Raw genomic sequence first — 20944 nt, 5'->3', positions numbered from 1 at the left:
CATGGGGTTCTTCGGGGTCGATCTTTCCGCGCGCTCGCGCCTGTCCAAGAGCATCGTCGCCACGGCTTCGCTGTTCGTTCTCGTCGGGATCACGGTCGCCGGCTGCAGCACGGATGCGGGGGCGCAGACGGCAGCCGATGCCGCGAGCACCGGGGCTCCGTCCGACGTCACCGGAGGCGCCTATGCCGGCGGCACCGGGGTCGGCACGGTCGATCCCACCACCGACGGGCAGTTCGGCATCCCCGACTTCTACACGCCGCCGTCGCCGCTGCCGCACGGCAAGCACGGCGACATCATCGACTCCGAGGAGGTGCCGGCGCCCGACGGTGCGCGTGCCTGGCGCATCCTCTACCTCTCCGAACTGCACGACGGCACGCCCGTCGCCGCGTCGGGCTTCGTGGTGGCGCCCGAGGGCGACGCCCCCGAGGGCGGCCGCAAGGTCGTAGCCTGGGCGCACGGCACTGAGGGCGGGGGCCGCAACTGCGCCCCGTCGCTCGCGCCGAAACCCGCGGTCGACCTGGTGGACTACTTCACCTACGAGAGCCCCTTCCAGCAGGATGTCGGCGTGCCGGCGCTCACCGAGATGCTGGCCGCGGGCTACGTCGTGGTCGCGACCGACTACCAGGGGCTCGGCACCCCGGGCGTGCAGCAGTACACCGTGCTCGACTCCGAGGCCAACAACGTCTGGGACTCGGTGAAGGCCGCGCAGCAGATCGACGCCACGAAGGCCGGCGACGACGTGGTCGTGCTGGGCTGGTCGCAGGGTGGTGGCGCATCGGTCTGGATGGCGCAGAACACCGAGTACGGGCATCCGCTCAACCTGCTCGGCACGGCGGCACTCGCCCCCGCCGCCGACAACGGACCGCAGTTCGCCGGACAGGTGGCACCCGGACCGGAGAACTCCGTCTCGGTCGCGCACGCCGCTGCCCTGCAGCTCAACGTCTACCGCGGGTTCCTCGCCGCCTATCCGGAGCTGAAGGCCTCCGACGTGGTGACGAAGGAGGGCGAGGAAGCCCTCGCCGCCGCCGGGGTCCAGTGCGTCAACCACCTCGCCTACGTGTTCAGCTCGAACCTCACGACGCCGTTCCAGACGCTGATCCAGCCGACCACGCCGGCCGACTGGCAGAAGCGCCTCGACGAGAACACGCCGGGATACGCGGCGCCGACCGCTCCGGTGCTCGTGATGCAGGGCACGGCCGACACGGTCGTGAATCCGAACGGCACCACGCAGTACTTCGAGAGGGCCTGCGGATTCGGGCAACCGGTCGAGTACACGATCTACAACGGTGCGACCCACCAGACCATCCCCACGGATGCGAAGGGCGAGTACACCTCGTGGATCGCCGACCGCTTCGCGGGCGAGCCCGCGCCGACCACCTGCGCTCCGGCCGGCAGCGCTCAGACGGCGCCGAGCCCCGTCCCGACCCCCTCCCCGCTGCCGACGGCGGCTCCCGCCCCCGCCGGCTGAACCGTCGGTCGCGAAAGGCTCGCGCTTCGGGCATGCTGAAGGCATGACAGCAGAGCCAATCATCGTCACCGTCGAGAACTTCGTGCGCGCGGAGACCGACCGCATGTTCGCCGGACTCGCCGCCGCAGCCGGCGGATCGAACCGATGGCGGCACGTCCGTGAGCCTGCTCCCCTCGACGAGCAGACGGTCGTGCGCCTGAACCGCGATACCCTCTACAGCTCGGCGATCGTCGACATCTCGAACGGGGCGACGATCACCATCCCGGATGCCGGCAGCCGCTACCTCTCCGTGATGATCGTGAATCAGGATCACTACATCAACGACGTGCTGCACGAGCCCGGCGACCACGAGTTGACGGTCGACAAGTACGACACCCCCTGGGTGCTCGTCGCGGTCCGCACCCTGGTCGATCCCGACGACCCCGCCGACGTGGCCGCGGTCGCCCGCGTGCAGGACTCGCTCGGTCTCGCGGTCGACTCCGACGCGAGCTTCACCGCCCCCGCCTACGACACCGCTTCGCTCGACGCCGTCCGGCAGAGCCTCCTCGACCTCGGTCGCGGAATCAAGGACTTCTCCGGAACCTTCGGTCGTGCGGCCGACGTCGATCCGGTGAAGCACCTGATCGGCACGGCCACCGGGTGGGGCGGCCTGCCCGCCAGCGAGGCCTTCTACGTCAACGTCGACCCGGGCCTTCCCGTCGCCGACTTCGAGCTCACCGCACGGGACGTGCCGGTCGACGCGTTCTGGTCGGTCACGGTCTACAACGCCGACGGCTACCTCGAACCCAACGAGAAGGGCGTGAACTCGATCAACAGCATCACCGGAGTCACGAACGATGACGGATCGATCACCGTCCGGTTCGGGTCGGGAGATGCGCCGAACACCATCCCGATCGTCGAGGGCTGGAACTACACCGTGCGTCTGTACCGGCCGCACGCCGAGATCATCGACGGGAGCTGGACCTTCCCGCAGGCCGTGCCGCGCTAGCCACGGGCGCGGCGCACGCGAGGCGTGCGCGGCGGGCCATCGTGCACGAGCGCCGGCAGACGGCGGTCGAGCAGTGTCAGGATGACCGCGATGATCACGCCGATCAGCAGGATGACGAGGCAGTTGCGCACGGAGTCGGCGAAGCCGATGAGCGACACGTCGAGGAACGGGTAGGGATACCAGTTCATGATCGCGCCCACCACGAAGGTGAACACCAGCCAGGCCACCGGCCAGATGAAGCCGAGCGCGGTGGTCGTCCAGGGCATCCGGGGGCGCGGACCGAACACGAACCAGCCGATGAGGGTGGCCCACGGCGAGATGTAGTGGAAGCCGATGGTGGCCGCGAGGGCCCAGCCGGTGGGATGCACGAGCGCGGCGAGGATGCCCTCGTAGACGAGCCCCGTGATGATGATGCCGAGCATCGCGTCGAAGCGCAGCACCCGCCAGACGGGCCCGTTCTTCCAGACGTTCAGGGCGAGCACGATCGAGGTGCCGAGCACGAAGAGGTTGCTCTGGATCGTGAAGTAGCTGAACAGGTGGAAGAAGCGGGTGCCGAGGCTCTGGCCCACCGTGCTCTGGAAGGCGTTGACATCCTGCCCGCCGGTGAAGATGAGCACGATCTGGATGATGAGCGCTGCACCCACCACCACGGCGATGCCGCCGAACCAGATGCGGGCGGCCAGGATGCGGCCCGTGCCTCCGCCGGTCACGATCGTCGGCTGCGCCGAAATCGACTCGTTCATGTGTTCGTGCTCCCCCCGAGAGCGGCCCCTCCGCCCGCACCATGCTAGCGGTGGTCACAGGCGTGGCGGCATCGCGGTCTTAGCTCGTGTTCCCTCCTCCTCCACGAAAGGACGAATCCCATGACCGAGCCCATCCTCGAACGCGAAGCCCAAGCCTTCGCCGACGCGGTCGCCAAACCCCCGTTCGTCTACGACCTCGGCCCCGCCGGCGCCCGCGCCGTGCTCGACGAGGTGCAATCCGCTCCCATCGACAAGCCCGACGTCGACGAGGAATGGATCACCGTGCCCGCCGAGGTGGGCGAGGTGCGCGTGCGCATCGTGAAGCCGCGGGGAGTCGACGACCCGCTCCCGACGGTGCTCTACATCCACGGCGGTGGATGGGTGCTCGGCGACGCCGTGACGCACGACCGCCTCGTGCGCGAGCTCGCGGTGGGCGCCGAGGCCGCGATGGTATTCGTGGAATACGACCGCTCCCCCGAGGCGCGCTACCCCGTCGCGATCGAGCAGGCCTACGCGACGGCCCGCTGGATCGTCGCCGACGGCGCCTCGAAGGGTCTCGACTCCACCCGCCTCGCGATCGCGGGCGATTCGGTCGGCGGCAACATGACCGCCGCCGTGGCCCTCCTCGCCAAGCAGCGCGGCGACGTGACCTTCATCCACCAGTCCCTCTATTACCCGGTCACGGATGCGGCGCAGGACACCGCGAGCTACCGCGAGTTCGCCGACGGCCCGCACCTGACGGCCAAGGCCATGGCCTGGTTCTGGGACAGCTACCTCCCCGACGTCGACCGTCGCGGCGAGATCACGGCCTCCCCGTTGCGCGCCTCGCTCGAGGACCTCGCCGGGCTGCCGGAGACCTTCCTGGCGGTCGACGAGAACGACGTGCTGCGTGACGAGGGCGAGGCCTACGGCCGCAAGCTCACGGCGGCGGGCGTGCGCACCACGAGCGTGCGGTACAACGCCACCGTCCACGACTTCATGATGCTCAACCCGGTGCGCTCGAGCGCCGCGGCGACGGCTGCCGTGGAGCAGGCCGTGCACGTGCTGCGCAAGGCGTTCGGCCGTGTCTGATCGTTCGGCACGGATGTCGCGCGGCGGCTCGGTTCACGAGACCGGTGCCGTCGGGCGACCCCCGTTCTCCTGGCGGAGCGCCGGGAGGTAGAGCAAGGCACCGACGACGCTGAAGGCGCCGGCCGCCACGAACGCGACGCCCGTGCCGAAGCCCTCGGCGAGCGGTGTGAAGAGCAGCAGGCCGAGGCTGTAGGCACCCCCGGCCACCATCGAGTTCATCGAGAGCACCACGGCGCGGTTCGCACTCGTGGCCTGCCGGTGCAGCAGCGTGCTGTGCATCGGACCGGCCGCGCCGTGGGTGAGGTAGGCGAGCCAGTAGGCCGCCACGAGGCCGACGACTCCCGCCGTCAACCCCATCACCACGACGAAGAGGCCGTTCAGGATGCGCGCCCCGATCGCCGTCCACGCCACGCCCACCCGACGGCTCGTGACCCCCGCGAGCAGCGACCCCGCGGCGAAGAGCGCCCACGCGGCGGCGGAGGCGGGGCCGAAGAGCGCGCCCGCGGCATCCTCTCCGCCGAGCAGGCCGGCCAGGCGTACCGGCGTGAGCGTCTCGAACGCGATCATCGCGACGCTCCAGAACACCTCCACGAGCACGATCGCGCGCAGCACCGGCGAGCGCCGAAGCAGCCCCAGCCCGGCGAGCACCACCCTCGGTGCCTCCCTATATGCCGCGAGTGCGGGCCCGGCGCCCCACTTTCTCGCCCTCCCTACGGCTTCGGCGCCCTCGCTGTGCACACCCGAAAGCGCCCCGCCGACTCCGCCCGCACCCGCCGCACCCGCTCCACCCGCTGCACCCGCTCGGGGCGGCTCGCGCACGAGCAGGGCGAGCAGCACCGTGTGCAGGGCGTACAAGGCGATCGCCACCGCGAACGGAACCACGAGCGCCGAGACACCGCCCACCGGATGCCACGCCACCAGGCCGCCGCCGGCGAGCGCCCCGACCGCGATCGCCACGCCGAGCATCGTGGCCGCGCGGCTCAGCCCACGCTCGATCGGCGCCGCGGGATCGGCCGCGTGCGCCGTGTCCACGTACCAGGCCTCGAGCGGCCCGGAGTCCAGCGCGCGGAACACGCCCTGCGCGATCATGGCGACCGCGAACATCCAGAACTCCGTCGAGAACGCGAAGAGCACCGTCGACCCGACCGCCAGCACGCCCGAGGCGACCAGCAGCGGTCGCCGGCCCAGCGCATCCGCCAGCCCACCGGTCGGCAGTTCGAGCGCGAGCACGACCACGCCCTGGATGGCGAGCAGTCCACCGACCTGCACCAGCGAGATCCCCCGCTCGAGCGGCAGCAGCACCGTCAGCCCGAACACGAGCCCCACCGGCAGCCACCGGGTCGCGGTGAGCAGCACGAGCCGCCGCTCGGCCGCCCGCACGGTGAGGTCGTCGCGCCCCACCCGGCTCACGCCCGCTCGTCCGCGATCGTGTGCAGAACGCCGTCCCGATTCAGCGCCAGAACGTGCGACCCAACGGGGTAGGGGCGCATCGTCAGGCCTCGGCACACACGCGGCGACGGCGACGGCGCCGACATTGTGCACAGAATCAGCACGACCGACGCCGTATATGGGGTCGGTGTCACGAATTCCCTGCATTCTCCGGCGCCCTCGCGGCATTCTCGATCGGCGGACGGAGGTCGAGGGGGCTCGACTGGAGCGACACGTGGATGCGCCGCGCCGCGGCATCCCCCGCTCCGGCCGCGCGGTATCGCGCCAGCACCGCGTCGAGCTCGTCGCGCAGAGCTGCCGCCTGGGTCGGCGTGACCTCCACGAACGAATCGTTGAGGCCGAGCACGTCGACCCACTCCTGCGGCCACGCCTCGGCCGCGTCGAGCCACCGCTCGGCCCGCACGGCGAACTGGCGGATGTAGTCGCGCTGCAGCCAGTCCAGTGCTGTGCGGGCATCCTCGTCGCCGGCGAAGTCGGAGTTGGTCCACGAGTGGTAGTCGGTCGAGGCCCGCCACAGCCGGCGCTTGCCCACTCCCTCGCCCGTGTCGGCGACGAGGCCCACCGATTCGAGAGCGCGCAGGTGATAGCTCGTGGCGCCGGTGTTGGTCTGCAGCATCGCGGCGAGCGACGTCGCCGTCGCCGGACCCTCGACCCGCAGGCGGCCCAGGATGCGCGAGCGAAGCGGATGCGCCAGCACCCGAACCGCATGTGCGTCCAGTCGCATGCCGGTGTAGTCGTCGTCAGAACCCATGCCCCCAGTGTCGCATGCACACTTTCTATGCACAATAGTTATGCAGAGAAGAGGAGAACCGCCCAGCCACAGGGACTACCGTTGTCGCATGGCCTCCACCAGCACCACCACCGCGTCGGCCGAGGCAGACACTGCCCCCGACTCGCAAACCTTCTCCGACCTCGGCCTCGACGACGCGGTGCTCAAGGCACTGAAAGACGTCGGCTACGAGACGCCTTCGGCCATCCAGGCCGCCACGATCCCTCCCCTGCTCGCCGGCCGCGACGTCGTCGGCCTCGCCCAGACCGGCACCGGCAAGACGGCCGCGTTCGCGCTGCCGATCCTCTCCCGGCTCGACCTCTCGCAGAAGACGCCGCAGGCCCTCGTGCTCGCGCCCACGCGCGAACTCGCGCTCCAGGTGTGCGAGGCCTTCGAGAAGTACGCGGCGCACCTCCGCGGCGTGCACGTGCTCCCGGTTTACGGCGGCCAGGGCTACGGCGTGCAGCTCTCCGCCCTCCGCCGCGGCGTGCACATCGTCGTCGGCACCCCCGGCCGCATCATGGACCACCTCGAGAAGGGCACCCTCGACCTCACCGAGCTCAAGTACCTCGTGCTCGACGAGGCCGACGAGATGCTCAAGATGGGCTTCGCCGAGGATGTCGAGACCATCCTCGCCGACACTCCCGACACCAAGCAGGTGGCCCTGTTCTCGGCCACGATGCCCGCCCAGATCCGCCGCATCTCGCAGAAGTACCTGCACGATCCCGAAGAGATCACGGTCAAGAACAAGACCACCACCTCGGCGAACACCACGCAGCGCTACCTCGTGGTGTCCTACCCGCAGAAGGTCGACGCGCTCACCCGCATCCTCGAGGTCGAGAACTTCGAGGGCATGATCGTGTTCACCCGCACCAAGAACGAGACCGAGACCCTCGCCGAGAAGCTCCGCGCCCGTGGCTACGCGGCCGCCGCCATCAACGGCGACGTGGTGCAGGCGCAGCGCGAGCGCACGGTGAACCAGCTCAAGTCGGGCAAGCTCGACATCCTGGTGGCAACGGATGTCGCGGCCCGCGGTCTCGACGTGGAACGCATCAGCCACGTGGTGAACTTCGACCTGCCGATCGACACCGAGTCGTACGTGCACCGCATCGGCCGCACCGGTCGCGCGGGCCGCACGGGCGACGCCATCAGCTTCGTCACTCCGCGCGAGCGCCGGATGCTCACCAGCATCGAGAAGGCCACCCGCCAGCCGCTCACCCAGATGCAGCTGCCGAGCGTCGACGACGTGAACTCCACCCGCCTGGCCCGCTTCGACGACTCGATCACGGCGGCGCTGGCCGATCCGGAGCAGATCCAGCGGTTCCGCGACATCGTGGGCCACTACGTGGAGCACCACGATGTGCCCGAGGCAGATGTCGCAGCGGCACTCGCGGTGGTCGCCCAGGGCGACACCCCGCTCCTGCTCGACGCCGAGGCCGAGCGTGCGCAGCGCTTCGACCGCTTCGACAAGGACGACCGGGGCGAGCGGATGCGCGGAGACCGCCCCGAACGAGGGCGTCGCGACGACCGCTCCGGCGCCACGGGCTCCTACGACCGCGGCGCCCGGGGCGACCGCCCCGACCGCGCCCCGCGCGGCGACGGCGGCCCGAAGACCACCTACCGCATCGCGGTGGGCAAGCGCCAGAAGGTCGAGCCGCGCCAGATCGTCGGTGCGCTCGCGAACGAGGGGGGTCTCAACCGCGGCGACTTCGGCGCGATCCAGATCCGGCCCGACTTCTCACTCGTCGAGCTGCCCGCGAACCTCTCCGACGACACGCTCCGCCGTCTCGAGAACACCCGCATCAGCGGTGTGCTGATCGAGCTGCGCCCCGACCGCGGCGGCAACTCCGCCAAGCGCGAGGACCGCCCCCGCTACCGCCGCGACTGAGCGGCGCGCATCACCCCAGGAGGGCGATGCGTGCGAGGGCGCCTGCAGGTCACACTCAGGCATGAGGAAATGGTCGGTCATCGTCGTGCTGGGCGCGGCGCAGTTCGTGATGGTGCTCGACGGCACCGTGATGAACGTGTCGATCTCCACCGTGGTGGCCGACCTCGACACGACGGTCTCCGCCCTGCAGGCGGCGATCACGTTCTACACGCTGACGATGGCCGCCGTGATGCTGCTGGGCGCCAAACTCGGCGACATCTGGGGCCGGCGGCGCGCGTTCGTCATCGGCTCCTGCGTCTACGCGCTCGGGTCGCTGACGACGGCACTCAGTCCGAACATCGCCGTGCTCTTCCTCGGCTGGTCGATCATCGAAGGCCTCGGGGCCGTGCTCGTCATCCCGGCCATCGCCGCCCTCGTCGCCGACAACTACAAAGACCGGGAGCGCATCACCGCCTACGCGATCATCGGCGCGGTCTCCGGAGGCGCCGTCGCGATCGGACCGCTGATCGGCGGTTTCGTCACCACCTACTTCAGCTGGCGCTACGTCTTCGTGGCCGAGGTGGTGATCATGGCCGTGGTCGTGATCTTCGCGCGACGGGTCTCGGATGCGACGCCGCGGCAGTCCGCGCACATCGACCTGCCGAGCGTGCTGCTCTCGGCCGCCGGCCTCGTCTTCGTGGTGTTCGGGATGCTGCAGAGCAAGACCTGGGGCTGGATCCGCCCCCTCGCCTCCCCCGAGATCGGCGGCGTCGAGATCGCGCCGCTCGGCGTCTCGCTCACCGCCTGGTTCATGCTGGTCGGCGGCCTGCTGATCTGGGCCTTCGTGGCGCGGCAGCTCACGCTGGTGAGGCGAGGGCGCCCGCCCCTCGTGCACATGCAGATGTTCTCCATCCGGCCGCTCCGCAGCGGGCTCAGCGTGCTCGGCCTGCAGTACACGGTGACCGCGGGACTGTTCTTCATCGTCCCGGTCTATCTGCAGATGACGCTCGGGCTGAACGCCCTCGAGACCGGTGTCAAGATCTTCCCGCTCTCGGTCTCGCTGGTGCTCCTCTCCATCATCGGAACCCGGCTGTCGAAGATCTGGTCGGCGCGGCGGATCGTGCGCGTGGGGCAGCTGATCCTCGTGTTCAGCGCGTTGCTGCTGCTCGGTTCGGCCACCGCGGACCTCCGGAGCGTGCTGTTCGCCAGTGGGATGTTCCTGGCCGGTGCGGGGCTCGGCCTCCTCGCCTCCCAACTCGGCAACGTGAACATGTCGGCGGTGTCGGAGAAGGAGTCGAGCGAGGTCGGCGGCCTGCAGGGCGTGTTCCAGAACCTCGGATCTTCGCTCGGCACCGCCTTGATCGGATCGATCCTGATCGGCGCGCTCGCGACATCCTTCGCCGGTGGAGTGGCGGCGAGCGACCTGCCGGAGGATGCGCGAACCCTGATCAGCCAGGCCACCGAGGGTGGTGTCACGATCGTGCCGGCGGCGAGCGTGACCGAGATCGGGCAAGAGGCCGGGCTCAGCACCGACGAAGCCGAGACACTCTCGGCCATCTACAGCGACTCGCAGCTCTCGTCGCTGCGGGTGGCGTTCTTCGGCCTCACCGCGGTCTCGGTGCTGGCTCTGCTGTTCTCCCGCGGCATCCCGGCCGAGGTTCCGGTGCGCGAGCGCGCACCCGCCTCACCGAGCCGGCGACGGTGAATCGACCCTAGACTGAAGGCACCGGATCGCGCTTGGGTCTTCCGCCAGCCGCTAAGGAGCACGCCATCACCGAACCGAACGAATCCCGCGTCGGCCTCTACATCGACTTCGACAACATCGTCATCTCGCGGTACCAGCAGCTGCACGGGCGCAACGCGTTCCAGCGCGACGGGATCCGCGACTTCGACAAGTCGGCGCCGGATGCCGACCCCGAGATCGCCGCCCGCCTGGCCGCCGCCACGGTCGACTTCAACGCCATCATCGACTTCGCCGCATCGTTCGGCACCCTGGTGGTCAACCGCGCCTACGCCGACTGGTCGGTGCCGGTGAACGCGGCCTACCAGCGCCAGCTGATGTCGCGCGCGGTCGACCTCACGCAGTTGTTCACCACCACCACCCGTGGCACGAAGAACGGCGCCGACATCCGGCTCGCCGTCGACGTGGTCGAAGACCTGTTCCGGCTGCCCGATCTCACGCACGTCATCATCGTCGCGGGCGATTCCGACTACATCGCGCTCGCGCAGAAGTCGAAGCGCCTCGGCCGATTCGTGGTGGGCATCGGGGTCGCAGGTTCGACCAGCACCTCGCTCGCCGCCGCGTGCGACGAGTTCGAGGACTACGACTCGCTTCCCGGCATCGAGAAGGTGGTGGCCTCGCCGCCTCCGACCACGGCCACCGGCACCGCCACGACGGCGACGGGCCGGAGGGGATCGGGTCGCCGCGCCTCGACCACCGGACCGGTCGACACGACCGCGGCGGCCGCTGCCGACTCCACGGACGCTGCGGACGAGCAGCCCAAGAAGGCCCCCACGAAGTCGCGCCGCGTCACCACGATCCCCACGTTCTCGCACAGCGAAGACGCGGCGTACGACGAGCCCGAACCGGCCGAGGACATCGATCCGCAGACCGTGGCGACCGAGCTGCTCGTGCGCGCCCTGCAGATCGGTCATGCGAAGGGCGATGCCGACGAGTGGCTCAACACGGGCACGGTGAAGAACCAGATGCGCCGTATGGACCCGTCGTTCAACGAGAAGCCGCTCGGCTATCGTTCCTTCACCGATTTCCTCTCCTCGCGGTCCGACGTGGCCGAGCTCGAAGAAGAGGGCCCGCAGCGCCTCATCCGCCTCCGTCCGGGGGCTGCCGGGCGTCGGTAGGGCGTGCCTGAGAGATCTGCGCCGCGCAGCCGCCGCAGATTTCTCCGACACGCCCTGGCCACCTCTATGCTGGAATCCGCCGCATCCGGGGGGATGGCCGGTGCGAAAGGGGATGGGCATGCCACGACGTCGGCAGAAGCGGGGGGCGGGTCGACTCGCCGGGATCGGAGCGGCGGCGGCACTCGCCGCGGCGACTCTGCTGGGCGGGATCGCGACATCAGCGCACGCGGCACCACCGGCGCAACCGGAGATCCCGGTGACGCTGCTGACCTCCGAGACCGGGAGCTATCTGCCCCGGGTGGAGGTGTCGATCAACGGCAGCGACCCCATCCCGATGATGATCGACACGGGAACCAACTTCATGGTGGTGTTCCCGGGCGCGATCGTGAATCCCGCCGAACCGGTGTTCGACACCGGCATCGCCCAGGGCATCGACTACGACGGCACGTCGGCGTCGGGCACGATCGCCCGCGCCCGCGTGGAGGTGGGCGGGGTCGTCTCGACTCCGGGCGACGTGGCGTTCCTCGACGCCACCTCCTGCACCCCGCACTGCCTCGGCTATCAGGACGACATCGGCGGTGTGATCGGAATCGGGCAGCGGCTCGCGGATGCGCACAACCAGGGCGATCCGAAGAACGACCTCTTCTCGCCCCTCGCCCAGCTCGACGAGCAGCAGAGCGTGGGCTTCACGGTGGACTTCACCGCCGAGAACCCCGTGATCCGGGTCGGCAAGCCCACGGATGCGGGCGAGACCGACACGGTGCTGCAACGCACGCAAGACGATGACCTCTTCTATCCGACGGGCCAGCCGGTGTTCGATGAACCCGAGGTCTGCTGGACGATCGACTACCAGGGCGACCACGCGAAGGCGTGCAACGACACCGTGTTCGACACCGGGCAGAGCACCGGGATGATCCGCGGCGACCAGTTCACGCCGATCGTCGATCCGGTGCACTCCACACCGGAGCCGGGATCGGGGGCGGTCCTTCTGGGCTGGGTGAAGACGGGCGCCTCCGTGTCGTGGGCGAGCTCCTCCACCGCCGAGCCGTATGCGGAGATCGAGGAGCCGGGTGTCAATCCCTACCGCTACGGCTTGTTCAGCGGCGACAAGAACGAGACCTTCAACGCGGGCAACGGCTTCTACCTCAAGCACACGATCGGCTTCGACAACACCACGGGAGAGGTGATCATCAGCGCGACGGCCGGCACGCCGACCGGGCCCGCGGAGGTGCACGCCGATGCCGGCACCGAATCGATCACCGCGCATTGGCAGGCGCCGCAGGACGCCGGTGGTTCGGCGATCACGCACTACCTGATCCGGGTCGCCCCGGTCGACGGCGGCGCTCCGGTGGTGATGAAGGCCGACGCGGATGCCACGCACAAGAAGGTCGACGGGCTCGTCGCGGGCCAGGCCTATTGGGTCTCCGTCGCAGCGGCCAACGACTACGGCGTCGGTCAGCGCGTGCGGGCTGCCGGGCAGATCGTGCCGACGGCGGCGGAGTCCCCGTCGACGCCGACTCCGACCGCGGGGCCGGCGTTGGCGAACACGGGCGACGGTGGGGTTTCCGGCGCCCTCTGGGGCGTGCTGCTGCTCGCCGGAGCGGGAGCCGCCCTGCTGCTGGTGCGTCGCGGCATCCGTCGGTCGTCGTAGCGTCGTAGCGTCGCTGCAGAGTGCGAGCAGAGCCTGGGCGAGCGTGTCAGGGCATGCGGTCGCGCAGGAACGATCCGGCGCGGTCGGTCGCCTCGGCAGCCTCCGGCGTGCCGAGCATCAACGGGTAGACGTGCGGGAGACCCTCGCCCACCTCGAGCCGCACCTCGACCCCGGCCGCGGTCGCCGCCTCGGCGAGGCGCTCGGAGTCGCTGAGCAGCAGATCGGCCGTTCCCACCTGCACGAGCAGGGGCGGAAGGCCGTCGAGCGGCGCGAACAGCGGCGAGGCCAGCGGCGTCCGAGCGTCGGCGCCGGCCAGGTAGTCAGCAGCCAACCGGGCGAGCAGCACGGGGGTGGAGATCGGATCCTGATCCACGCGCTCGGTCATCGACCGGCCCGAACCGGTCAGATCGACGGTCGGCGACATCAGCACGCCCGCCGCCGGTTCGGTGTCGCCGGCGTCGCGAATGGCCACCATCAGCGCGACGGCGAGTCCGCCGCCGGCCGAGTCGCCGGCCACCGCCATCGAACGCGGGTCCGCCCGCCGGTCGGTCCGCAGCCACCGCCACGCGGCCACGACGCCGGCCGACGCCTCTCTCACCCGCACGTCGTCGGGAATCGGATGCACGACCCCGGCAGGAGTGAAGCCGGCGCGCAGATCTGCCAGAGTCGGCGGTGGCGCGTCGGCGGCTGCACGCTGCCGGTCACGCAGCAGTGCCAGCGCGTCGAGCATCGCCTGGCTCGGCATCGCGAGGTCCTGGTTCCCGGCCGGACGACTACGGCGCCGCGACAGTCGCGTCGACCGGGAACACCTCGGTCAGTCGGCGCGAGGCGAGGTCGTAGACGAAACCGCGCACCGGCACGTCGGCCGAGATCCACGGGTGCGACCGCGCCTTCTGCATCTGCTCGCGGGTGTTCTGCTCGGTGTCGGTGAAGCTGTAGAACCGAGCCGGGGCGATCGGCCAGGCCCCGGTCTCGTGCCGGAGACGGTCTTGCAGCTCGTCGTCGGTGAACACCGTCATCCCGCAGCCGTCGTGGTTGATGATCATGATCTCGGTGGTGCCGAGCACCCGGGTGGAGATGACGAGGGACCGGATAGAGTCCTCGTCGATCACGGTGCCGACATTGCGGATCATGTCGACGTCGGCCTCGTTCAGCCCGAGCACCCCGAGGATGCCGCTCAGGCGCGGGTCGGCGCAGGTGACGATCGCGATCTTCGGCGCCGGAGGCCTCTCGCGATCGGGATCGTTGTCGGTGGCGATCGTGGCGTTGGCGCTCAGCGCGTCGTCGATGAGGCTCATGCCGCCTTCTCCTGACTCCACCGGTCGTGTTCCGATGAGGAAGGGGCGTCGTGCGAAGCCCCGCTTCGACGATAAGACGGTCGAAGCCCCATGATGCGTCGGTTTCCCGACAAGCGCTTGGCGGAACCCCGCCGTCTTCGCCGCCCGATCAGCCGCCGCGCGGCCCCCGGAGCGACCCGGCGATGACCGCGGCCTCGCTGAGACCGACCTCCTTCGTCGCCGTGAGCAGAGTGAGCGGCCCCGCCCCGGCGAGGTCACGGAGGTGCTGCAGCTCGGCGGCCCGCTCGGGCTCCTGGAGTTCGGTGAGGTAGCGGCTGCGGAACTCCTCGAACCGCTCGGGGAGGTGCGCGTACCACTGCCGGAGCTCGGTCGACGGCGCGACCTCCTTGCTCCAGTGATCGAGGTGCGCGCGCTCCTTGCTGACCCCGCGCGGCCAGAGCCGATCGACGAGCACGCGCGCACCGTCGTCGGCGGCGGGGGCGTCGTAGATGCGGCGAACGTGGATGCCGGCATCGGGGTCAGCGGCGGCCGCGTCGTGTCTTCTCCCTGAATCCATCATCGTCCTTCTTCCTGTCGCGGCTCATCCGGGCACCGGACGCCGGCTCTTCGCGGGCCGATACGCGCTCACCGTAGGATCGCCCGGCACCCAGAAGCGCCAGGGGAACTCCGCCCCGTCACCCGCCACACCGCTCACCCCGACCCGCGGACCGATGGCCGGTGTGATACGAGGCGCGTCGGGGATCCGGAACTCCCACTCCCCGCCGAAGAGGTCGTCGCCGTCGTCGGCCAGGGTCACGGCGAACGCCTGGGCCACGCGACCCGGCCCTCGGGCGAGGTCGCGCTCACTCACCGGCGACCGTCGTCGCGACTGCCGCCGGATGCGCGCGAGCTCCTCCCCCTCGACGACCCGCCCGGCGCGGACGAGGCATCCGTAGGGCTTGCCGACTCCGGTCGTGACCAGGTTGATCGCGTAGTGCAGTCCGTAGCTGAAGTAGCAGTAGATGTGCCCGGCCGGTCCGAAGATCGTCGCGTTGCGGGCCGTCTTCCCGCGGTAGGAATGCGCCCCCGGATCGCGCTCGCCGGCGTAGGCCTCGACCTCCGTGATGCGGATCGCGACCGTGCCGTCGGCGCCGGATCTCCTCAGCAGGCACCCGAGCAGGTCGGGCGCGACCTCGAGCACGTCGCGCTCGAAGAAGCTCCGATCCGTGTGCCGGAAGCCGCTGGGCATCATAGGAAGCATCCTGCCCGACCCACGACCCCGGTGTCTCCCTCTCCGACCTGGCGTTCCTCGACTTGTGGCGCCGTTGGCCCTACCCTTGACGAAACAGACTTTCGCGTTCGCCTGGACCTCGCCGGCACGGAGCAACCTACCTCCGAGGGGTGCACAATGACGAACGGATACTGGACCGACGACATCGCCGCGCTGGCGATCAGCACGCCCATCGACGAGATACGCCTCGACCGGCTCACGACCAGTGAACTCGATCGGCTGTCTGCGGCCATCGAGGAACTGCACGCCTCCGAGGGGTTCGCGGAGAACGCCGCCTTCCAGACGCGGTACACGGAGCTCCGGCGCCTCCTCGACCGCAGGACACCGCAGCCGGTGGACTGACCGAGGTCGCGCCGCGACGATCAGCGCTGGTGCGGGATCCCGTCTTCGATGAGCGGGGTGAGGAGGTCGCCGATCTCGGCGCGGGCCGCCGGCGCATCCTGGTCGGCGATCGCCTGCACCAGCCGCTCGTGCTGGCGGGCGTGCTGATCGACGTCGCCCTCGACATCGGCGCGCAGCACGGAGCGGAAGAGGTCGAGCAGCCCGTCGTAGAGCTCGACGAAGAGCTCGTTGTGGGTGGCGGCCGCGACGGCGCGATGCAGGGCGGTGTCGGCGGCCATCCGCTGTTCGATGTCGGGCTGTCGCCATGACCGGGCACGGGCGTCGAGGAGTGCGTGGAGGTCACGCACGTCGTCATCGGTGCGTCGTCGGGCGGCGAGTTCGGCCGTGGCGACGTCGATCGCGAAGCGCAGTTCGAGGCCGTCGCGGCGACCGGATGACGACACCCGGCGCTGCAGGGTCTGTGTGAGCTGGGAGCGTGCGATGACGAAGGTGCCGCGGCCCTGTTCGCGGCGCACGAGGCCGGCCTGCACGAGGGATTGCACGGCTTCGCGCACCGAGTTGCGGCCCGCTCCGGTCCAGCTCACGAGCTCGCTCTCCACCGGGATCCTCGCGCCGACGGCCCAGCGGCCCGAGCGGATCTCCTCGTGGAACAGGTCGGTGAGGTAGTCGGTCACGCCGGAGCGGGTGAATGGCGCGGCGGGCGGCGAGACGCTATTCTCGGGATTCATCCCATCATCCTATCTTTTGGATCGCCATGACCACGACTCCCGCTCCGGCCGCCGCTCCGGCGTCACTGTTCACCCCGCGACGCACGACGCTGTTGGTGCTCACCGCGCTCATCCTCACCGCCGTCAACCTGCGCACGGCGGTGACGGGTTTCAGTCCGCTGCTCGAGCAGATCGGCGGTGACCTCGGCTTCGGAACGGCGCTCTACGGCGCCTTCGGCACGATCGTGACCGCGTCGTTCGCCATCTTCGGCTTCGTGGCCTCCGCGGCGTCGCGCCGGTTCGGTCTCGAGCCCACGCTGGCGGCGGCGACCCTCGTGACGACGCTCGGCATCGCGTTGCGGGCGCTCAGTCCCGATCCGGCCGTGCTGGTGGCGTCGACGATCGTGGCGTTCGCCGGGGTGGGCACGTCGAACGTGCTCATCGTGCCGATCGTGAAGCGCTACTTCGCCTCGCGACTGAAGACGGTGAGCTCGCTCTACCTCGCGCTGCTGCAGTTCGGGCAGTTCGTGGCTCCGCTCATCGCGGTGCCGATCGCGCTCTCGGCCGGATGGCGGTTCGCGATCGGGATGTGGGCGATCCTCACGGCGACGGCGACGGTGCTGTGGGTCGTGGTCGCGGTGTCGGGGCGGGTGCGGATGCCGGGAGTCGGCTCCGGTTCCGTCGCCGGCGGGTCCTCACCCGCATCCGCTCCCCCGGCCCCGCTCGGCGGTGTGCCCGGCGCTTGGCGAACCCCCCTGCTGTGGTCGATGGTGCTCCTGTTCGCGATGACGGCGCTCAACACCTACGTCATCATCACCTGGCTGCCCACGATCCTGGTCGAGGCCGGGGCGGAGCCGGCGCTCGGTGGAACCCTGCTGGCGTTCTTCTCGGTGTTCGGACTGGGTGCGGCGTTCCTCGTGCCGCCGCTGACCCTGCACCTGCGCAACCCGGTGGCGATCGTCGTGGTCTGTGTGACGCTGCTGGCCGTGGGCTACACGGGCCTGCTCGTCGCCCCACTCGCGGGCGCCGTCATCTGGGTGGCCGCGCTCGGGCTCGGGGTGAGCACCTTCCCGATGTGTCTCACGCTGGTGAACGCCCGCACGCGCAGCACGGCCGGATCATCGCTGCTCTCCAGTCGCATGCAGGGCATCGGCTACGCCATCGCGTGCGTCGGCCCGCTGCTGATCGGCCTGCTGCACGATGCGCAGGGCGGCTGGGGCGGGTCGTTCGTCTTCCTCTACCTGAGCCTGGCGATTCTGCTCGTGGCCGGCATCCTCGCCTCCCGCCCGCGCGTGCTCGAGGACGAGGCGGAGCGTGTTCACGCGGTAGACGACTCCGTCGATGGTGACGACGGGCGGCTCGTCCTGTGAAATGCGCCAGCAACCGATTCCTTGCTGTCAGTAGTAGATCTCGGCGACGTCTTCGTAGTCGGGGTTCTCGGGTGTGCCATCCCGGGCGGCGATCCTAAGGTAGTCATTCATCCCTGGCTTGAACAGGTATGGCTGTCCCAGTGGACCGCTCGGGTACGTGCTCCAGAAGGCGTAAGCAGTCCCATCGTCTTCGACGCAGCTACCGGCCGACCCGCCCCAGCCCACGACTTCGACTTCTGGGCCGGATGAGCTGAACGTGCACCAGGCACCGCTAACCAGGCGCAGCGCGACCGGGTAGACGGTCGGCTCGGTTCCGTCATCGAAGGCAGGCTGCACCGGCGCCGTGAAGCCGTAGATAGTCCACGTATCGGTTGCCGGATCGCCACACGCGGCCTTGCTGGCGTCGTGATTGAGGAAGCAATCAGCGCCTGTTTCGCAGGTGACTCGGTCAGCGCGAAATGCACTCTGGTTGCACCAACCCACGAACTGTTCCTCGACGCCGCGAGCTTCGAGGGCCGCATCGTTCCAGGGGTCGACGCGCACGAACTCGGTGCGCGAGCCGGTGTCGGGAGTGGGCCGCGGCTGGCGGAACGCTTCTGCGACGGAGTCGCGGACGGTGAGATAGTCGGCGCGGAGATTCTCCGCTTGGCCACGAATCGTGCGCGTTTCATCGTCCTCCTGGGCGAGACACTCGCCACCACGACTCGTGGAGCTTGCGACCTGGCAGAAGAAGGCGGCCTTGCCGCTGTTGGTCAGGCCCACGGCGACGCGCAGCGTCCCACGGCTTGGCATACCGGGCCATGAGATCGTCATGTCATCCGAGCGCGCACCCTCGAACGGCACCGGCACCGGCGCGCCGTCGGCGTGCGCACGAATCGTCCCTTCGAAAGCGAGGTCACCCTGGATGAGTCCGATGAGCCCGACCGGGCTTGCTGCGTTTGCCGTGATGTCTGCCGCTTCTGGTCCATCGGCAGTCGGGGTGAGCGCACGCAGGGCACCCTCCGCATCCTCTTCCAGCCGGAGCAAAAGCGGCGTCCAGTCAAGCTCTCCGGGTTCGGCCTCGCCGGTTTGCAGCTGCGGCGCACCGCACTGGACGAGCAGCCCGTCGCGCGGCTCGGAGAACGCGCCGTCTGCACTGAACGAGACAGGAAGGGGCTCGGTGGACTTCGATCGCAGGAGCAGCGCCTGCGGGGATGGCAACAGCGTGCCGTACTCCGTCAGCCACACCGAAAGCTCCTCGCCGCAGTTCGTCGCGTCGCTACCCGTCGCATCGAGTTCTTCGAGCGGAGCCGAGAGCGGCACCCAGTACGCGACGTTCGTAGCCTTGCTGTCGAACTGGGCTGGCCGCCCCTCGTTGGTCACCGTAAGGGAGCTGGACGCGGGCTGGAGCACCACGATCACGACCGAGGCGACCGCGAGCGCCGCAATGCACGCGACCACCATCAGCGAACGCCGCCTCATTCCTTGCCCCACAGGTCGTCTAGCGCCGCACGCAAGCTCGCTGTGGTGCACGTCGGGAGCTCAGAGCCGTTGACCTTGCAACGGGAGGCATCGTCGGAGCTAGGGAGGGTGAACACGACGCTCTTGTCACTCGGCATGGCATGCCACTCGATCTCCCGAACGTTCGCCCCCTCGACGGCCGGGATGGTCAGCCGGGACGCCTCTCCCTCAGTAGGGAGTACGTCGACCGTCAGGGTCCCGGTGAAGTCCTCCTCGCCGGTCGGGTGGATCATCACACCAACGGTCTCGCCATCCGTCATGTCGCGCCAGAAATAGTCGCTGACACGCGTAGAGTCCCTCAATGTCGCGACAGCGTCTTCACCGAGTTCGAGCACGAGAACCGACCAGTCAATGTCGCCGCCCTCGCCACCGCCACTGCACTTCACGATCAAACCGGGCTGCGCTGGCGAGACGGTTCCACGCGAGGCGACTTCGGAAAGGCCGACCGTCCCGCCGCTGACATTCCTCACCGTGAACAGGAATACATCACGGTAGACGCCGTACTTCTGCAGCCACGCCCTCGCTCGTGGGTCGAAGCAACCGTCTGTGGTCTCTTCGAGCTCCTCGAGCGGTGCCGTGGCGGGAACCCAGAACGCGGTGTTCATCGTCCACTTCGGCGGTTCGCTCGCCACCGACTCCACCGTTGCCAGCGAGGCTGACGCTTCGGCTGCTCCTCGAGCGGCGCCCGTGATCCCGTTGGCGAGAAGGATCCCCGCTGTCACAACCGCGACCGCGGCCACAGCCACGCCGGCCCACAGGAGGGACTTCCGCCTCCGCGAACTCGATGGCGCATCCTCGAGCGGCGAGGCGGAGGTGTGCGCCTCCATCAGGTTCACGAGCGCGACATCGTTTCGCGAGAGCCGTCGGAATGCCCGTCCCACCGCATCACCGAAGTTGTCGCTCTCGATGTGCTTGTCCGGGCGGAGGGTCTGTGCGTTCTCTCCGAGCTTCGACACGACCGCGGCATAGTAACGGCGGAACGCGATGCTCGTGCCGTACGTGACCGAGTCGGAGCTCACCCCGCCTTGCTTCTTGAGTGTCACGCTGTTGACGCTGATCGACTTCATCAGGGCACGCGTGTCGTCATAGGGCGCCGGCTTCGTGGCGTCCCTCGGATCCGTGCCGACCTCCAGCATGTGGGACGCGGCAATGAGCAGCTTTGCGTCATGTGCGGATTCGGGGGCGCCGTTCGTTACCGCCCCGATCAGGAGCGCCCACGCCGCCGAGCGATCGAGCTCCCGGTCGCGATCCGGCGCGACGTGGTCGAGCCGGTCGGCAACGTGGTCGACAAGCACCTGGTCGAGATCGACCGCTGTCGGCGTACGTTTGCGACCTGCCCGGGCGCCACCCGACAGCAGCAGATCCCGCAGCGCGTCTGCGATCTGGTCGTCCGTCAGCCTCCCCATACAACGTACGTTAGCGGCTCTGCGGAGCACGTTCGAACCGGTGCTGACGTCCCAGGAGGTCCCGGCAGTTCCCAGGGGGCAGAGGACTCTCCCGTGATTCCGCGTACCAGGAAATCGCGTTTGACAACGCCCTGGGAGTGACTGGTGTGGATAGGGACAGCGGCGCTCGAAGGTCGAAAGGAAGCC

Annotated in this window: 19 protein-coding genes; 9 read left to right on the top strand and 10 right to left on the bottom strand. The window is 69.4% G+C overall.

Going from position 1 to position 20944, the window contains the following annotated elements; all coding sequences use genetic code 11:
- The first annotated feature begins 1 nt into the window (after window position 1).
- Together BLW00_RS15155 and BLW00_RS15150 are read left to right on the top strand one after the other, a co-directional pair.
- Window positions 2-1468: a lipase family protein gene (locus BLW00_RS15155; RefSeq protein WP_175494303.1), complete on the top strand. Its 1467-nt coding sequence runs from the start codon at window positions 2-4 to the stop codon at window positions 1466-1468.
- Between the two features lie 43 nt (window positions 1469-1511).
- Window positions 1512-2456 carry a DUF1254 domain-containing protein gene (locus tag BLW00_RS15150; protein WP_092555604.1) on the top strand — a complete coding sequence of 315 codons (945 nt, stop codon included), beginning with the start codon at window positions 1512-1514 and terminating at the stop codon, window positions 2454-2456.
- Here the strand turns inward: BLW00_RS15150 and BLW00_RS15145 are convergent.
- Window positions 2453-3199, bottom strand: a complete 747-nt coding sequence (locus tag BLW00_RS15145) for a Pr6Pr family membrane protein (RefSeq protein ID WP_175494302.1) — start codon at window positions 3197-3199, stop codon at window positions 2453-2455. The genes BLW00_RS15150 and BLW00_RS15145 overlap by 4 nt on opposite strands.
- A 120-nt stretch (window positions 3200-3319) precedes the next feature.
- Between BLW00_RS15145 and BLW00_RS15140 the strand changes: the two genes are divergently transcribed.
- Complete coding sequence (locus BLW00_RS15140) at window positions 3320-4270, top strand: alpha/beta hydrolase (protein WP_092555602.1); 951 nt, start codon at window positions 3320-3322, stop codon at window positions 4268-4270.
- Window positions 4271-4303: 33 nt separating this feature from the next.
- Here BLW00_RS15140 and BLW00_RS15135 read toward each other — a convergent pair whose 3' ends face one another.
- Together BLW00_RS15135 and BLW00_RS15130 are read right to left on the bottom strand one after the other, a co-directional pair.
- On the bottom strand, window positions 4304-5680 hold the full coding sequence (locus BLW00_RS15135) for an MFS transporter (protein ID WP_245741613.1): 1377 nt from the start codon (window positions 5678-5680) through the stop codon (window positions 4304-4306).
- 169 nt (window positions 5681-5849) lie between these two features.
- Window positions 5850-6470 carry an ArsR/SmtB family transcription factor gene (locus BLW00_RS15130; protein ID WP_092555598.1) on the bottom strand — a complete coding sequence of 207 codons (621 nt, stop codon included), beginning with the start codon at window positions 6468-6470 and terminating at the stop codon, window positions 5850-5852.
- An 88-nt stretch (window positions 6471-6558) separates the two neighbouring features.
- Between BLW00_RS15130 and BLW00_RS15125 the strand changes: the two genes are divergently transcribed.
- The 4 genes from BLW00_RS15125 to BLW00_RS15110 all read left to right on the top strand — a co-directional run bounded on the left by BLW00_RS15125 (window position 6559) and on the right by BLW00_RS15110 (window position 12865).
- A complete protein-coding gene (locus BLW00_RS15125) occupies window positions 6559-8376 on the top strand; it encodes a DEAD/DEAH box helicase (protein ID WP_092555596.1) in 1818 nt (605 codons plus the stop codon).
- Between the two features lie 61 nt (window positions 8377-8437).
- Window positions 8438-10060 carry an MFS transporter gene (locus BLW00_RS15120; protein WP_092555594.1) on the top strand — a complete coding sequence of 541 codons (1623 nt, stop codon included), beginning with the start codon at window positions 8438-8440 and terminating at the stop codon, window positions 10058-10060.
- Window positions 10061-10092: 32 nt separating this feature from the next.
- Complete coding sequence (locus BLW00_RS15115; protein WP_245741612.1) at window positions 10093-11214, top strand: NYN domain-containing protein; 1122 nt, start codon at window positions 10093-10095, stop codon at window positions 11212-11214.
- Window positions 11215-11332: 118 nt separating this feature from the next.
- Window positions 11333-12865, top strand: coding sequence for a fibronectin type III domain-containing protein (locus tag BLW00_RS15110; protein ID WP_175494301.1), 1533 nt, complete (start codon window positions 11333-11335; stop codon window positions 12863-12865).
- 46 nt (window positions 12866-12911) lie between these two features.
- Here the strand turns inward: BLW00_RS15110 and BLW00_RS15105 are convergent, their stop codons facing one another.
- The 4 genes from BLW00_RS15105 to BLW00_RS15090 all read right to left on the bottom strand — a co-directional run bounded on the left by BLW00_RS15105 (window position 12912) and on the right by BLW00_RS15090 (window position 15391).
- Window positions 12912-13610, bottom strand: coding sequence for an alpha/beta hydrolase fold domain-containing protein (locus BLW00_RS15105; RefSeq protein ID WP_092555590.1), 699 nt, complete (start codon window positions 13608-13610; stop codon window positions 12912-12914).
- A gap of 28 nt (window positions 13611-13638) precedes the next feature.
- Entirely contained in the window at window positions 13639-14163 is a 525-nt protein-coding gene (locus BLW00_RS15100) for a beta-class carbonic anhydrase (protein WP_092555588.1), read from the bottom strand.
- A gap of 148 nt (window positions 14164-14311) precedes the next feature.
- On the bottom strand, window positions 14312-14722 hold the full coding sequence (locus tag BLW00_RS15095) for a DUF488 domain-containing protein (RefSeq protein WP_245741611.1): 411 nt from the start codon (window positions 14720-14722) through the stop codon (window positions 14312-14314).
- A 21-nt stretch (window positions 14723-14743) separates the two neighbouring features.
- Entirely contained in the window at window positions 14744-15391 is a 648-nt protein-coding gene (locus BLW00_RS15090; protein WP_092556158.1) for a DNA-3-methyladenine glycosylase, read from the bottom strand.
- 159 nt (window positions 15392-15550) lie between these two features.
- On the opposite strand from BLW00_RS15090, the gene BLW00_RS15085 reads away from it, so the two are divergent.
- On the top strand, window positions 15551-15775 hold the full coding sequence (locus BLW00_RS15085) for a hypothetical protein (protein WP_092555584.1): 225 nt from the start codon (window positions 15551-15553) through the stop codon (window positions 15773-15775).
- Between the two features lie 20 nt (window positions 15776-15795).
- Here the strand turns inward: BLW00_RS15085 and BLW00_RS15080 are convergent, their stop codons facing one another.
- Window positions 15796-16503, bottom strand: a complete 708-nt coding sequence (locus BLW00_RS15080; protein WP_092555582.1) for a FadR/GntR family transcriptional regulator — start codon at window positions 16501-16503, stop codon at window positions 15796-15798.
- Window positions 16504-16529: 26 nt separating this feature from the next.
- Between BLW00_RS15080 and BLW00_RS15075 the strand changes: the two genes are divergently transcribed.
- Window positions 16530-17852 (top strand): MFS transporter, encoded by a 1323-nt coding sequence (locus tag BLW00_RS15075; RefSeq protein ID WP_175494300.1) that lies wholly within the window; start codon window positions 16530-16532, stop codon window positions 17850-17852.
- A 27-nt stretch (window positions 17853-17879) separates the two neighbouring features.
- Here the strand turns inward: BLW00_RS15075 and BLW00_RS15070 are convergent, their stop codons facing one another.
- On the bottom strand, window positions 17880-19313 hold the full coding sequence (locus BLW00_RS15070; protein ID WP_139256730.1) for a hypothetical protein: 1434 nt from the start codon (window positions 19311-19313) through the stop codon (window positions 17880-17882).
- Entirely contained in the window at window positions 19310-20788 is a 1479-nt protein-coding gene (locus BLW00_RS15065) for a hypothetical protein (protein WP_139256729.1), read from the bottom strand. The genes BLW00_RS15070 and BLW00_RS15065 overlap by 4 nt, the downstream gene beginning before the upstream one ends.
- Between the last annotated feature and the right edge of the window lie 156 nt (window positions 20789-20944).

It is taken from the genome of Herbiconiux ginsengi, from assembly GCF_900107435.1.
In the GTDB taxonomy this organism is placed as follows: domain Bacteria; phylum Actinomycetota; class Actinomycetes; order Actinomycetales; family Microbacteriaceae; genus Herbiconiux; species Herbiconiux ginsengi.
Note: the sequence above shows the minus strand (reverse complement) of the source record. Positions and strands in the feature narration are given on the sequence as shown.

Coding starts and splice junctions, on each gene's coding strand:
- BLW00_RS15125 (WP_092555596.1), top strand. CDS start 6,559: ATGGCCTCCACCAGCACCACCACCGCGTCGGCCGAGGCAGACACTGCC.
- BLW00_RS15120 (WP_092555594.1), top strand. CDS start 8,438: ATGAGGAAATGGTCGGTCATCGTCGTGCTGGGCGCGGCGCAGTTCGTG.
- BLW00_RS15145 (WP_175494302.1), bottom strand. CDS start 3,199: ATGAACGAGTCGATTTCGGCGCAGCCGACGATCGTGACCGGCGGAGGC.
- BLW00_RS15095 (WP_245741611.1), bottom strand. CDS start 14,722: ATGATGGATTCAGGGAGAAGACACGACGCGGCCGCCGCTGACCCCGAT.
- BLW00_RS15100 (WP_092555588.1), bottom strand. CDS start 14,163: ATGAGCCTCATCGACGACGCGCTGAGCGCCAACGCCACGATCGCCACC.
- BLW00_RS15155 (WP_175494303.1), top strand. CDS start 2: ATGGGGTTCTTCGGGGTCGATCTTTCCGCGCGCTCGCGCCTGTCCAAG.
- BLW00_RS15090 (WP_092556158.1), bottom strand. CDS start 15,391: ATGCCCAGCGGCTTCCGGCACACGGATCGGAGCTTCTTCGAGCGCGAC.
- BLW00_RS15130 (WP_092555598.1), bottom strand. CDS start 6,470: ATGGGTTCTGACGACGACTACACCGGCATGCGACTGGACGCACATGCG.
- BLW00_RS15070 (WP_139256730.1), bottom strand. CDS start 19,313: ATGAGGCGGCGTTCGCTGATGGTGGTCGCGTGCATTGCGGCGCTCGCG.
- BLW00_RS15080 (WP_092555582.1), bottom strand. CDS start 16,503: ATGAATCCCGAGAATAGCGTCTCGCCGCCCGCCGCGCCATTCACCCGC.
- BLW00_RS15085 (WP_092555584.1), top strand. CDS start 15,551: ATGACGAACGGATACTGGACCGACGACATCGCCGCGCTGGCGATCAGC.
- BLW00_RS15110 (WP_175494301.1), top strand. CDS start 11,333: ATGCCACGACGTCGGCAGAAGCGGGGGGCGGGTCGACTCGCCGGGATC.
- BLW00_RS15075 (WP_175494300.1), top strand. CDS start 16,530: ATGACCACGACTCCCGCTCCGGCCGCCGCTCCGGCGTCACTGTTCACC.
- BLW00_RS15140 (WP_092555602.1), top strand. CDS start 3,320: ATGACCGAGCCCATCCTCGAACGCGAAGCCCAAGCCTTCGCCGACGCG.
- BLW00_RS15105 (WP_092555590.1), bottom strand. CDS start 13,610: ATGCCGAGCCAGGCGATGCTCGACGCGCTGGCACTGCTGCGTGACCGG.
- BLW00_RS15150 (WP_092555604.1), top strand. CDS start 1,512: ATGACAGCAGAGCCAATCATCGTCACCGTCGAGAACTTCGTGCGCGCG.